Below are 12408 nucleotides of genomic sequence, written 5' to 3' on the forward strand. Positions count from 1 at the left end.
ACAGTCGTTCGAACCCCACTACGGAGGTTCCCCCTTTCATGAAGCTCACCGTCGTCGGCTGCTCGGGGTCCTTCCCGTCCGCGGACTCGGCCTGCTCCAGCTACCTCATCGAGGCCGAGGGCTACCGGCTGCTCCTTGATATGGGCAATGGCGCCCTCGGCGAGCTACAGAAGTACTGCGGGCTGTACGACATCGACGCCATCGCGATCAGCCATCTGCATCCGGACCACTGCATCGACATGTGCGGGTACTTCGTCGCCCGTTACTACCGCCACGAGGGCGGCCGGTGCGATCCGGTGCCCGTTTACGGGCCGCCGGGCACCGAGCGGCGGCTGACCACCGCGTACGCCGACACCCCCACCGAGAAGTCGATGAGCGAGGTCTTCGACTTCCGCACGCTCACCCCCGGCGGCGTCTTCCGTGTCGGCCCGCTGACCGTCCGCACGCAGCGGGTGACGCACCCGGTGGAGACGTTCGCCTTCCGCGTGGAGCACGAGGGGCGCGCGTTCTGCTACTCGGGGGACAGCGGCAGGTGCGAGGCGCTCGCCGGGCTCGCGAGCGGCGCGGACCTCTTCCTGTGCGAGGCGTCGTTCACCCACGGCAAGGAGGACGCCCCCGACGTGCACCTCACCGGCCGGGAGGCGGGGGAGTGCGCCCAGGCGGCGAAGGCCGGGCGGCTGGTGCTGACGCACATCCCGCCCTGGACGGACGCCCAGGTCAACCTGACCGACGCCAAGTCAGTCTTCGGCGGCCCGGTGGAGCTTGCCCGCCCCGGCGCGGTCTACGAGATCTAGCGGGCAGGGCGAGGCAGGGCGAGGCAGGGCGAGGCAGGGGCTGCGGAGGGGGGCCTTCCGGTGCACGGGTTAGGCTCGCCCTCATGTCTCGCATCGACGGCCGTACGGCCGACCAGCTCCGTCCTGTCACCATCGAACGCGGCTGGAGCAAGCACGCGGAAGGCTCCGTCCTGGTGTCCTTCGGGGACACCAGGGTGCTGTGCACCGCGAGCCTGACCGAGGGGGTGCCGCGCTGGCGGCGCGGCGGCGGCGAGGGGTGGGTGACCGGCGAGTACGCGATGCTGCCGCGCGCCACCAACACCCGCGGCGACCGCGAGTCCGTGCGCGGCAAGATCGGCGGCAGGACGCACGAGATCTCCCGGCTGATCGGGCGCTCGCTGCGGGCCGTCGTCGACTTCAAGGCCCTCGGCGAGAACACCGTCGTGCTCGACTGCGATGTGCTCCAGGCCGACGGCGGCACCAGGACCGCCGCCATCACCGGCGCCTTCGTGGCGCTGGCCGACGCCGTCGCCTGGGGGCAGCGGCACAAGCTCGTCAAGTCCAAGGCGCAGCCCCTGACCGGCACGGTCTCCGCGGTCAGCGTCGGCATCGTGGCCGGGGTGCCCCTGCTCGACCTGGCCTACGAGGAGGACGTGCGCGCCGAGACCGACATGAATGTGGTGTGCACGGGCGACGGCCGCTTCGTGGAGGTGCAGGGCACCGCCGAGGGCGAGCCGTTCGCGCGTGCGGAGCTGGACGCGCTGCTCGACCTCGCGCTGGCCGGCTGTGCCCAGCTGGACGGGGCGCAGCGTGCCGCCCTCGCCGACGGGTAAAGATGGGGCAAAGCCAGGGGAGGAGAGGGCGATGACAGGGAAGAAGGCCGCGACGGGGGCGGTGTCCGCGGCACTCGCGGTGTTCGCGACGGTCGCGCTCGCCGGGTGCGATCTTCAGCGCGCCGCGGACTGCGCGCGGCTCGCGCTCGAAGTCTCGCAGAGCGTCGAGGAGTTGGAGCAGGCGGCCGAGGGGGAGAACCCGGATGTGGTCGTGGACGCCGTGGACGCGGTGGGCAACGACATAGAGGAGCTGCGGGACAGCGTGGACGACTCGGATGTCAGGGACGCCGTGGACTCCGTCGAAGAGGCGGTCGACAGCGTGCACGCCGGCGTGACGGACGGCAGCCCGATCGATCTGTCACCCCTCGGTGACGCCACGTCCTCGCTGACGGAGGTCTGCACGCCGTAACCGGCCGAACCCGCGGCGTTCGCCATCCCGAACGCCCACCAGAATGTCGAACGCACCTCTTGACTGTGCACGGAGCGCGTCCTTAGCGTGTCCGCACTTCGGTTGACTGCGTAGTCAACCGGCCGTGCCAGGCAAGGGAGCTGGTGGTGACGGGTCGGGTCTCGATGGCGGATGTCGCCAGGAGCGCGGGGGTCTCGCAGAAGACCGTCTCCCGCGTCGTCAACGGCGAACCGCACGTCAGCCAGGCTCTGCGCGAGCGCGTGCTGCACGAGATAGCCCGGCTCGGCTACCACCCGGACGAGACGGCCCGCGCCCTGGTGACGCGCAGGTCCCGGCGCATCGGCATCGTCGCCGGCCGCACCTCCTGGTTCGGCCCGGCCGCCACGCTCCAGGGCCTGGCGCACGCGGCGCGGGCCGCCGGCTACTTCGTCAGCATCGTCCACACCGACGACGAGGACGACGCGGAAGCCGCCCGCGCCGTCCGCCACCTCGTCGGCCAGGGCCTCGACGCCATCGCCGTCTCCGCGCCCCACGTGCCGGTCGACCCGGCCGCCCACGTGCCCGCGGGCCTGCCCCTGCTGCTCCTGCGCTACCCCGACGCGCCCCGGGCGCCCGCGCCGCCCGGCGCGGTCGTCGTCGGCAACGACGACGTGGGCGGCGCCCGCGCCGCCACCGCCCACCTCCTCGCCCTCGGCCACCGCACCGTCCACCACATCGCGGGCCCGCGCGGCTGGGCCGTCACCCGCCACCGGGCGGCCGGCTGGGCCGCGGCGCTGCGCGCCGCGGGCGTCGCCGTGCCCGCCGCGCGGCACGGCGACTGGAGCGCCGCCTCCGGCTGGGCCGCCGCCCGCGCGCTGCTCGGCGCCGTCCGGCTGACCGCGCTGTTCGTCGCCAACGACAGCATGGCGATCGGGGCGATCCACGCCATCGAACGTTCCGGGCGGCGCGTCCCCGACGACATCAGCGTCGTCGGCTTCGACGACATCCCCGAGGCCGCCTACCTCTCCGTGCCGCTGACCACCGTCAGGCAGGACTTCGGCGAGATCGCCAGGCGGGGCATGCGGCTGCTCATCCCGGCCATCGGCGCCGCGGACGGCACCCGCCCCGCCACCCCCGGCGTGCGCGTCCCCGCCGCCCTGGTCCTGCGCGACAGCACCGCTCCCCCCGGCCGCCCCCGCACAGCAAGTGAGGCACGACGATGACCCCACCTCCACCCTCCGGCCTCAGCCGCCGCAGGCTACTCGGCCTCGGCGGCGGGCTCGGCGCGGCCGGGCTGCTCGGCGGCGCGCTGAGCGGATGCACCACCGCGGCGGACGCGGAACCGGTCACCTCGGGCAGCGTCGACCTGTCGTTCTGGACGCACGACGACGCGTACGTCGAGTACTTCCGCACCGCGGCCGAGAACGCCATGGCCGCCGGCGACGCACCGTTCCGCTGGCGGCTCGACCCCACCAGGGCCGGTGCCACCGACATCGTCACCAAGGCCATCGCCCAGGCCATCGCCGGCGGCGGCACCCCGGACGTGGCGGGACTTGAGATCGGCGCGTTCCCGCGCATGCTGCGCGGCGACCTCGCCACCGAGCTGCTCCAGCCGCTGAACGACGCGGTCGCCGACGTCCGCGACGACCTGCTGACGGTGCGGACCGCCCCGTTCAGCAAGGACGGCACCCTCTACGCGCTGGACTCCGACGCGCCGCTGGTCGTCTACTACTACCGCGAGCCCTCCTTCGGCGAGGCCGGGCTGCCAGACGACCTCGGCACCTGGGAGGAGCTGGCCGAGGCGGGCGCCGAGGCGCACCGGCGGCACGACGTGTGCATCGGCGCGGTGACCGTCGGCAGCGAACTGGGCCAGGTCGTCCAGAGCTTCGACATGCTGCTGATGCAGCGCGGCGGCGCCCTCTTCGACGAGGACGGCAACCTGACGATCGACTCCGCCGAGGGCGAGGCCGCGCTGACCTTCATGGCCCGCGGCGTCCAGGAGGGCTGGATCGCCACCGTCGCCGACCCGATGGGCCCCTCCATGCAGGCCGCCCTGAAGTCCGGCCAGGTCATCGGCCTGTGGATGGCCACCTGGTACAAGATCTACGGTCTGGTCCCCAACGTGCCCGAGCAGTCGGGCCAGTGGCGGATCAGGCCGCTGCCCGCCTTCCGCGACGGCGGCTCCCGCACCTCGTTCACCGGCGGCACCGGCTTCGCCGCGTTCCGCGGCAAGGAGAACACGCTGGCCGCCGTCGAGCTGATCAAGGCCGGCTACCTCACCCCAGAGGAGCAGGTGCGCCGCTTCCTCGACCTCGGCTACCTGCCGACCCGTCGCTCCGTCTACGACAACGAGGAACTGCTGCGCACCGAGGACGAGTACTGCGGCGGGCAGCGCATGTTCGAGATCTACCGCGGCATCATCGACGAGGCGCCCGTCTTCAGCCTCAGCGCCGACAAGCCGGTCCTCGACACCGTGCTCAGCGGCCACCTGCTCCGTGCCTACCGCGGCGACCAGTCCCCTCGCGAGGCACTGCGCCGCGCGACCGAGGACTTCCACGGCCAGACCCGCTCGTCCCGCTCGTGAAGGACCACCGATGACCTCCCTTTCGACCCGGCCGGACGGCAAGCGCCGACAACTCGCGCCCTACGCCTTCATCGCCCCGTTCTACGTCCTCTACGGACTGTTCATGATCGTCCCCATCGGGGCGGGCGTGTACCTGTCCATGACCGAGTGGGTGGGCCTCGGCACACCCGAGTTCGTCGGTCTCGACAACTTCGCCAACCTCGCCAGGGACACGAGCTTCCACAAGGCCCTCGGCAACTCGATGATCTTCGTGCTGATCAGCGTCCTCATCGTGGTGCCCGCCTCGCTGCTCATCGCGCAGGCGCTCAACACCAGGGGACTGCGGGCCAGGGACCTGTTCCGCGTCACCTTCTTCATCCCCATGGTGCTGTCGCCCATCGTCATCGCCCTCGTCTACAGCCTGCTGCTCGACCGCGACTACGGCCTGGTCAACTCCGTGCTGCGGGCCCTCTTCGGCGCGGGCACCACCGACTGGCTCGGCGACCCCACCCTCGCCAAGGTCTCCGTCGGCTTCGTGCTGCTGTGGCGCTGGGTCGGCTACCTCACCATCTTCTTCCTCGCCGCCCTCCAGGCGGTGCCCAGGGAACGGTACGAGGCGGCCGAACTCGACGGCGCCGGGCCCTGGCGCACGTTCACCGCGGTGACGCTGCCCGGCATCCGGCCGGTGACCGCTTTCGTCGTCGTCACCTCGTTCATCGGCTCCGCGCAGCTGTTCGACGAACCGTTCCTCATCACCGGCGGCGGACCGGGCGAGGAAACGCTCACCGTCGCCATGTTCGTCTACCGCGCGGCCTTCGACCGCCAGCAGTTCGGCTACGCCGCCGCCGCGGGACTCGTGCTGTTCGTCATCGTCTTCGGTATCAGCCAGATCCTCAACCGGCTGCTCTCCATCGGGAGGACCTCATGAGCGCCGCGACCCCGACCCCCGCCGCCGCGCGGCCGGGGCAAGCGCCCCGCACCCCCGCCCCCGTGGAGAACCGCCCCAGGCGGCGCGGCAGCCGCACCGGCCGCGTGGCGCTGTACGTCACGCTGACCGCGCTGCTGCTGGTCTTCGTCGCCCCGATGGTGTGGGCCGTCAGCGGCTCCTTCAAACCGCGCGGCGACATCTTCGAATACCCCCCGAGCCTCATCCCCAGCCCCGCCACTCTCGAGAACTTCCGCAACCTGCTGTCGGGGCAGCCGTTCTGGAACTGGTTCGCCATCAGCGTGGTCACCGCGCTGCTCGCCACCGCCATCGCCGTCTTCGTCTGCGCGCTCGCCGGATTCGCGTTCGCCAAATACCGGTTCGCCGGAAAGCGGCTGCTGTTCTCCGTCATGTTCAGCTCGCTGTCCGTGCCGTTCGCCGTGATTCTCGTCCCGCTGTTCGTGCTGATCGTCAAATCCGGTCTGTCGAATCCATGGTTCGCGCTCATCGTGCCGTGGGTGGCGCCCGCGTTCGGTATCTTCATGATGCAGCAGTACATCATCCAGTCGATACCCGACGAGATCCTTGAGGCCGCCAGAATTGACGGCGCCTCCGAATTCGGCATCTTCTGGCGCGTCGTGCTCCCGCTGCTGCGGCCCCCGCTCGGCGCCCTCGCAGTCTGGCAGTTCCTCCAGAGCTACAACAGCTTCCTGTGGCCGCTCGTCCTCATCTCCGATACCGACCGCTACACGATCCCCCTCGGCCTCAACATCCTTTTCAAGGCAGAGAACCGTTCGTTCGACCTGGTGCTGCCCGGTGCTGTGCTCGCCTCGGTCCCGACCATCCTCGTCTTCCTGCTGCTGCGCAAGCAGCTCCTCGAAGGGCTTTCCGCCGGCGCCGTCAAGGGCTGACCGGCCGTCCGCAAGGAACAGAAGGAACAGAAAGAGCGCATTCATGCCCAAGCTCCCCGGCCGGGTCCTCTTCGGTGCGGCCTACTACCACGAATACCAGCCCGTTCCCCGGCTTGAGCAGGACCTCGACCTGATGGCCGAGGCCGGCTTCAGCGTCATCCGCGTCGGCGAATCCGTCTGGTCCACGTGGGAACCCGAGGACGGCGTCTTCGACCTCGACTGGCTTCAGCCCGTCCTCGACGGCGCCCACCGGCGCGGCATCGGCGTCGTGCTCGGCACCCCCACCTACGCCGTGCCGCCGTGGCTCGCCCGCCTGCACCCCGAGATCAACGCCGAACGCGGCACCGGCCGCCCCATGGGCTGGGGCATCCGGCAGGAGATCGACTACACCCACCCCGCGTTCCTCTTCCACGCCGAACGCGTCATCCGCAAGATCGTCGCCCGCTACGCCGACCACCCCGCCGTGATCGGCTACCAGGTCGACAACGAGCCCGGCAACGAGATCTTCTTCAACCGCGGCGTCTTCCAGCGCTTCGCCGACCACCTGCGCCGCACCTACGGCTCCGTCGAGGAGATCAACGAACGCTGGGGCCTCACCTACTGGTCGCACCGCCTGTCCACCTGGGCCGACCTGTGGACGCCCGACGCCAACGGCCAGCCCCAGTACGACCTGGCCTGGCGCCGCTTCCAGGCCGGGCTCACCACCGACTTCATCGGCTGGCAGGCCGACCTCGTCCGCGAGTACGCGCGCGACGACCAGTTCGTCACCACCTGCATCGCCTACGAACGCCCCACCGTCAAGGACGACGACCTCACCCGCCGCCTCGACATCACCGCGGGCAACCCGTACTACCGCATGCAGGACGGCCTGGCCCTGCCCGACACCCAGACCGCCCAGCAGAGCTGGACCACCACCGGCACCTGGTCCCTGTACGCGAGCGCCGACCGCATGTACTCCTCGCGCCAGGAGCCGTTCCTCGTCACCGAGACCAACGCGCAGGCCATCGGCGGCCCCTGGGTCAACGAGCCCGCCTACGACGGCCAGTGGCGCCAGGCGGCCTGGGCCCTCGTCTCCCGCGGCGCCACCATGATCGAGTACTGGCACTGGCACACGCTGCACTACGGCACGGAGACCTACTGGGGCGGCGTCCTGCCGCACAGCCTGGAACCCGGCCGGGTCTACCGCGAAGTCGCCAGGCTCGGCGCCGAGTTCGACCGAGCCGGGGACCTGGTCGCCGGCCTCACCCCCGACGCGGACGTGACGCTGATCTGGTCGGCCGACAGCAAGTGGGCCCTGGAAGGCGCCCCGATGCTGCACGATGCCGACGGCGGCCCCGACCGCCGCTCCTACCGGGCCGTGTTCGACGCGTTCTACCGCGGTGCCTTCGACGCCGGGCTCCAGAGCCGCATCGTGCACCCCTCGCAGATCTTCGCCGAGGACCCCGCCGCCTTCGCCGAACGCCACCCCCTGCTGGTCGCCGCGGGCCTCCTCGTCGCCGACGACGACCAGCTGCGCTGGCTCGACGCCTACGCCGCCGCCGGCGGCCACCTGCTGCTCGGCATCCGCACCGGCTACGGCGACGAGGAACTGCGGGCCCGCCTGGAAACCAAACCCGCGTTCCTCACGGAGGCCGCGGGCCTGACCTACGACGAGTTCTCCACGCTCAGGCAGCCGCTGCCCGTCACCGCCCCCGCGGGCTCGCCCCTCGACCTGCCCGGCGACGCGGTCGCCACCCGCTGGGCCGACGGGCTGCTGCCCGACGGCGCGGAAGTCCTCGCCGCCTACGAACACCCGCACTTCGGCCGCTGGCCCGCCGTGACCAGCCGCGCCCACCACGCCGGGCGCGTCACCTACGTCGGCACCGTCCCCGGACCCGCCATGGCCGCCGCCGTGCTGCGCTGGTGCGCCCCCGCGGACGGCGGCGGCTGGCGCCCCGAGTCCGACAGCCAGACCGTCACCGGTGCCACCGCCCAGGACGGCACCCGGCTGCGGTTCGTCCACAACTGGGCCTGGGAGCCCGGCACGTTCACCCTGCCCGCCGCGGCCCGCGACGTGCTCTCCGGCGAACGGCTGGCCGCGGGCGCCCGGCTCGCCCTCGGACCCTGGGACGTGGCCGTCCTCGCGGAAACGCCATAATCGCCGCATGTCACGTCTCGTACTCGCCACCCGCAACGCCCACAAGGTCACCGAGCTGCGCGCCATCCTCGCCGCCGCGGGGCTGACCATCGGGCTCGTCGGCGCCGACGCCTTCCCCGAGGTGCCCGACGTCAAGGAGACCGGCGTCACGTTCGCGGAGAACGCCCTGCTCAAGGCGCATGCCCTGGCGCGCGCCACCGGGCTGCCCGCGGTCGCTGACGACTCAGGGCTGTGTGTGGACGTGCTCGGCGGCGCGCCCGGCATCTTCTCCGCCCGCTGGGCGGGCCGCCACGGCGACGACGTGGCCAACCTGGCGCTGCTGCTGGCCCAGCTCGCCGACGTCCCGGCACGCCACCGCGGCGCGCACTTCGCGTGCGCCGCCGCGCTGGCGCTGCCGGACGGCACGGAACGCGTCACCGAGGGGCGGCTGCGCGGCACCCTCAGGTACGAGCCGGCCGGCACCGGCGGCTTCGGCTACGACCCCGTCCTTCAGCCCGAGGGCGAGACCCGCACCTGCGCGGAGCTGAGCCCGGCGGAGAAGAACGCCATCAGCCACCGCGGCCTGGCCTTCCGCGCCCTGGCCCCCCTCGTCGGCGAACTGGTCAACGGGAGTCGGTGAGGTAACGGGAGTCGGTGAGGTAACGGGAGTCGGTGAGGTCCCGGGAGCCGGTGAGGTACGCGGAGACGACCACGTTCGCCGAATAGCTGCGGGTGGCCGCGTCGAACGTGCCGCCGCACGTGATCAGCCGCAGCTCGGCCGCCCCGCCGCGGCGCGGACCGTACACGCGGTCCGCGTCGAACGCGCCGCGCTCCACCAGTTCCACGCCGCTCACCGTGAACTCCGCGACCCGGCCGTCCGCCCGCGTCACGCGCACCGGACTGCCGGGCTCCGCCGCGGCCAGCGCGTGGAAGACCGCGGGCCGCCGTTCGGTGTCCACGTGCCCCACCAGCACCGCCGCGCCCGCCGCGCCCGGCGTCGGCCCGCCCGCGTACCAGCCCACCAGGTCCGGCCGTGCCAGCGGCGGCGGCGCCACCCCGCCGCCGTCGTCCACGCCGCGCGGCACCACCTCGGCGCGCACGCCGATGCCGTCGATCTCCACGGTCCGCGGCTCGGCGGCCCCCGGCAGCGGCGCGGCCGGCGGCGGCAGCCCCTCCGCCGCGGCGGACTCGGTGGACGCGGCGGACTCGGCGGAGCCGGGGGCCGCGGGCTGGCCGCCTTCGGTCAACGCGCGGCCCCACAGCCACAGAACGAGCAGGAGCAGCGCCCAGGCCGTGGCGGAGACCAGCCGGCCGGACGGCGACGAGCGGGGCCCGCCCGCCGCCATCAACTCTCCCGCGCGTGCAGCCGCCAGACGGCCAGCAGCGCGCCGCTGACCAGCGCGCAGGACAGCAGGGTCAGCCCGGTTGTTTCGGCCGCCGCCGGACCCGTCTCCGCCCCGCCGCCCGCGGCCGTCCCCCCGCCGCCCGCCCGCACGGGACCGGTCGGCTCCCCGGCGCCGGGATGCCCGCCGGGCCCCGGCCGTTCGTGGTGTCCCGGGTCCCGGCCGCCGTCGCGCCCCGTGATGATCAGCCGCCCGGTCACCTTGCCGTGCTTCGCCTCGCACGCCACGTCGATCGGGTACACGCCGGGCTCGGCGCCCGACCGCACCTTCGCCTCGCCGAACAGCCCGCCGCCCGGCGCGGGCGCCAGCCGCACCTGCGCAACGAACGCCTCGGAACGGGCCGTTCCGTAGGCGCCGGCGCAGCCGTGCACCCGCAGCTCGACCTCGTCGCCTGGGCGCGGGCTGACCGGCGTCACCCGCACCCCGCCGCCGCCGTCCGGCCGCTCCTCCGCCGCGGGCGCAGCGGGCGCCGCGGGCGACGCGGCCTGCGCGGGGCCCGCCAGGGCCGCGCCCGCGCACATCGCCGCCGCGCACAGCGAAAGCCCCAGCCGGGAACGGGGGGAACAGGCGATGCCCATGGGGAACCTCCGCCGGGTCGGAACCTGCTGTTCTCCCGTCGAACGTCCCTCCGTTCACGCCCCGGCGCATCCGCTGCGGCGCCCGGTTGGTCCGGACGGGGCGCCGCGCCGCCCGGTCGGCGTCAGATCTTGTCCACCAGGTCGGCGATCGAGTCCACCACCGCCGAGGGCCGGAACGGGAACCGGTCCACGTCGTCAGGACCGGTAAGACCGGTCAGCACCAGGAACGTCTCCATCCCGGCCTCAAGACCCGCGAGCACGTCGGTGTCCATGCGGTCGCCCACCATCGCGCTGCTCTCGGAGTGCGCCCCGATCATATTGAGCCCGGTGCGCATCATCAGCGGGTTCGGCTTGCCCACGAAGTACGGGTCCCGGCCGGTCGCCTTGGTGATCAGCGCCGCCACCGAGCCGGTGGCGGGCAGCGCGCCCTCCGTCGAGGGGCCGGTGTGGTCCGGGTTCGTCGCGATGAACCGTGCCCCGTCGTTGATCAGCCGGATCGCCTTCGTCAACGCCTCGAAGCTGTACGTCCTCGTCTCGCCGAGCACCACGTAGTCCGGCGCCACGTCACTGAGCACGTAGCCCACGTCGTGCAGCGCGGTGGTCAGACCCGCCTCGCCGATCACGTACGCCGTGCCGCCCGGCCGCTGGATGTCGAGGAACTGCGCGGTCGCCAGGGCCGAGGTCCAGATGCTCTCCACCGGGACCTCAAGGCCCATCCGGGACAGCCGCGCCTTCAGATCGCGGCGCGTGTAGATCGAGTTGTTCGTCAGGACGAGGAACGGCCGGCCCGACTCCTGGAGCCGCTTCAGGAAACGCTCCGCGCCAGGAACCGGCACCCCCTCGTGAATGAGGACGCCGTCCATGTCGGTCAGCCATGACTCGATGGGTTTGCGCTCCGCCACGTTACTCGGCTCCTTACTTGGCTCCGTGAAGCTTCAGGTCCTTGATGAGCTTCGCCACGTGCCCGGTGGCCCTGACGTTGTACAGCGCGTGCGCCACCGTTCCGTCCTCGTCGACGACGAACGTGGAACGGATCACGCCCGTGACGGTCCTGCCGTACATCGTCTTCTCGCCGAACGCGCCGTACGCCTGGAGCACCGACTTCTCCGGGTCGCTGACGAGCGTGACCTTCAGATCCTCCTTGTCGCGGAACTTCGCGAGCTTCTCCGGCGCGTCGGGGGAGACGCCGATCACGTCGTACCCGGCCGTCGCGAGCAGGCCGAGGTTGTCGGTGAAGTCGCACGCCTGCTTGGTGCAGCCCGGGGTGAGCGCGGCCGGGTAGAAGTACACGATGACCTTGCGGCCCGCGTGGTCAGCCAGCGACACCGGCTTCCCCTCCGCGTCGGGCAGGGTGAAGGCCGGCGCCGGGTCCCCCGGCTGCAAACGCGCGCTCATGGCGGCTCCTCTTCGTTCCCTCGTCGTTCGGCTCTGCGTGCCGCCGCCCAGCCTAAACGGGGCATCCGGCGGGCGGCCCGCCCGGTGAGCTGACACACTGTGCCGTAACCCGACGATTCATGGAGGCGTGAGCGTGCCGGAAGCAGCCGAGACCCCCGCGGAGATCCAGGCGCGGATCGTGAAGCGCCGCCAGGACCTCAAGGTCACGCTTGAGGAGATCGGCGTCCGCGTCCACCCCGACACCCTCGTGGGCGACGCCAAGGCGCGCGTGGCGGCCACCGTGGACCAGACCGCGGGCCGCGCGTTCGTCGCGGTGAACCGGGGCGTCAGCACCGCCCGCGCCCAGCTGATCTCCGCCGACGGCGCCCCGCGTCTCGACCGGGTGATCCCCGCCGCCGTGCTGACGGTCGCCATCGCCGGGCTGCTGGTGGCCTCCACCCGGCGCCGCCGCCGCTGAACCCGCGGCCCCGGCACCCGAAATCCTGAGATACGGTCATCACGTGAGTTCGCACCCCACCCACGA

14 protein-coding genes are annotated in these 12408 nt (G+C 72.4%); 10 read left to right on the plus strand and 4 right to left on the minus strand.

Annotated features, from left to right (window positions below; all coding sequences use genetic code 11):
- Positions 1-38: 38 nt before the first annotated feature.
- From RM779_RS23465 to rdgB, 9 genes are all read left to right on the plus strand, one after another.
- Positions 39-794, plus strand: coding sequence for an MBL fold metallo-hydrolase (locus RM779_RS23465; protein WP_311619722.1), 756 nt, complete (start codon positions 39-41; stop codon positions 792-794).
- 83 nt (positions 795-877) lie between these two features.
- Positions 878-1606, plus strand: coding sequence for a ribonuclease PH (gene rph, locus RM779_RS23470; RefSeq protein WP_311619723.1), 729 nt, complete (start codon positions 878-880; stop codon positions 1604-1606).
- Between the two features lie 31 nt (positions 1607-1637).
- On the plus strand, positions 1638-2015 hold the full coding sequence (locus RM779_RS23475) for a hypothetical protein (RefSeq protein WP_311619724.1): 378 nt from the start codon (positions 1638-1640) through the stop codon (positions 2013-2015).
- Positions 2016-2161: 146 nt separating this feature from the next.
- Complete coding sequence (locus RM779_RS23480; protein WP_311619725.1) at positions 2162-3217, plus strand: LacI family DNA-binding transcriptional regulator; 1056 nt, start codon at positions 2162-2164, stop codon at positions 3215-3217.
- Positions 3214-4578, plus strand: coding sequence for an ABC transporter substrate-binding protein (locus RM779_RS23485; RefSeq protein WP_311619726.1), 1365 nt, complete (start codon positions 3214-3216; stop codon positions 4576-4578). The genes RM779_RS23480 and RM779_RS23485 overlap by 4 nt, the downstream gene beginning before the upstream one ends.
- Before the next feature lie 10 nt (positions 4579-4588).
- Positions 4589-5485: a carbohydrate ABC transporter permease gene (locus RM779_RS23490; protein ID WP_077061141.1), complete on the plus strand. Its 897-nt coding sequence runs from the start codon at positions 4589-4591 to the stop codon at positions 5483-5485.
- Positions 5482-6393, plus strand: coding sequence for a carbohydrate ABC transporter permease (locus RM779_RS23495; protein ID WP_311619728.1), 912 nt, complete (start codon positions 5482-5484; stop codon positions 6391-6393). Before RM779_RS23490 ends, RM779_RS23495 begins: the two co-directional genes overlap by 4 nt.
- A gap of 43 nt (positions 6394-6436) precedes the next feature.
- Positions 6437-8530, plus strand: coding sequence for a beta-galactosidase (locus RM779_RS23500; protein WP_311619729.1), 2094 nt, complete (start codon positions 6437-6439; stop codon positions 8528-8530).
- 7 nt (positions 8531-8537) lie between these two features.
- Positions 8538-9149: an RdgB/HAM1 family non-canonical purine NTP pyrophosphatase gene (gene rdgB / locus RM779_RS23505; protein ID WP_311619730.1), complete on the plus strand. Its 612-nt coding sequence runs from the start codon at positions 8538-8540 to the stop codon at positions 9147-9149.
- On the opposite strand, the gene RM779_RS23510 is transcribed toward rdgB, so the two are convergent.
- From RM779_RS23510 to bcp, 4 genes are all read right to left on the minus strand, one after another.
- Positions 9133-9855, minus strand: coding sequence for a class F sortase (locus RM779_RS23510; protein WP_311619731.1), 723 nt, complete (start codon positions 9853-9855; stop codon positions 9133-9135). The genes rdgB and RM779_RS23510 overlap by 17 nt on opposite strands.
- Entirely contained in the window at positions 9855-10490 is a 636-nt protein-coding gene (locus tag RM779_RS23515; RefSeq protein WP_311619732.1) for a hypothetical protein, read from the minus strand. The genes RM779_RS23510 and RM779_RS23515 overlap by 1 nt, the downstream gene beginning before the upstream one ends.
- Before the next feature lie 122 nt (positions 10491-10612).
- A complete protein-coding gene (locus RM779_RS23520) occupies positions 10613-11392 on the minus strand; it encodes an HAD-IIA family hydrolase (RefSeq protein WP_077061146.1) in 780 nt (259 codons plus the stop codon).
- Positions 11393-11405: 13 nt separating this feature from the next.
- On the minus strand, positions 11406-11885 hold the full coding sequence (gene bcp, locus RM779_RS23525; RefSeq protein ID WP_311619733.1) for a thioredoxin-dependent thiol peroxidase: 480 nt from the start codon (positions 11883-11885) through the stop codon (positions 11406-11408).
- 133 nt (positions 11886-12018) lie between these two features.
- Here bcp and RM779_RS23530 point away from each other — a divergent pair, with 133 nt between their 5' ends.
- The gene (locus tag RM779_RS23530) at positions 12019-12342 is read left to right on the plus strand and encodes a DUF3618 domain-containing protein (protein WP_311619734.1); all 324 of its coding nucleotides are present in this window, start codon (positions 12019-12021) and stop codon (positions 12340-12342) included.
- The last annotated feature ends 66 nt before the right edge of the window (positions 12343-12408 follow it).

Origin of the sequence: Streptomyces johnsoniae (genome assembly GCF_031845565.1) — a bacterium.
In the GTDB taxonomy this organism is placed as follows: Bacteria; Actinomycetota; Actinomycetes; order Streptomycetales; family Streptomycetaceae; genus Streptomyces; species Streptomyces johnsoniae.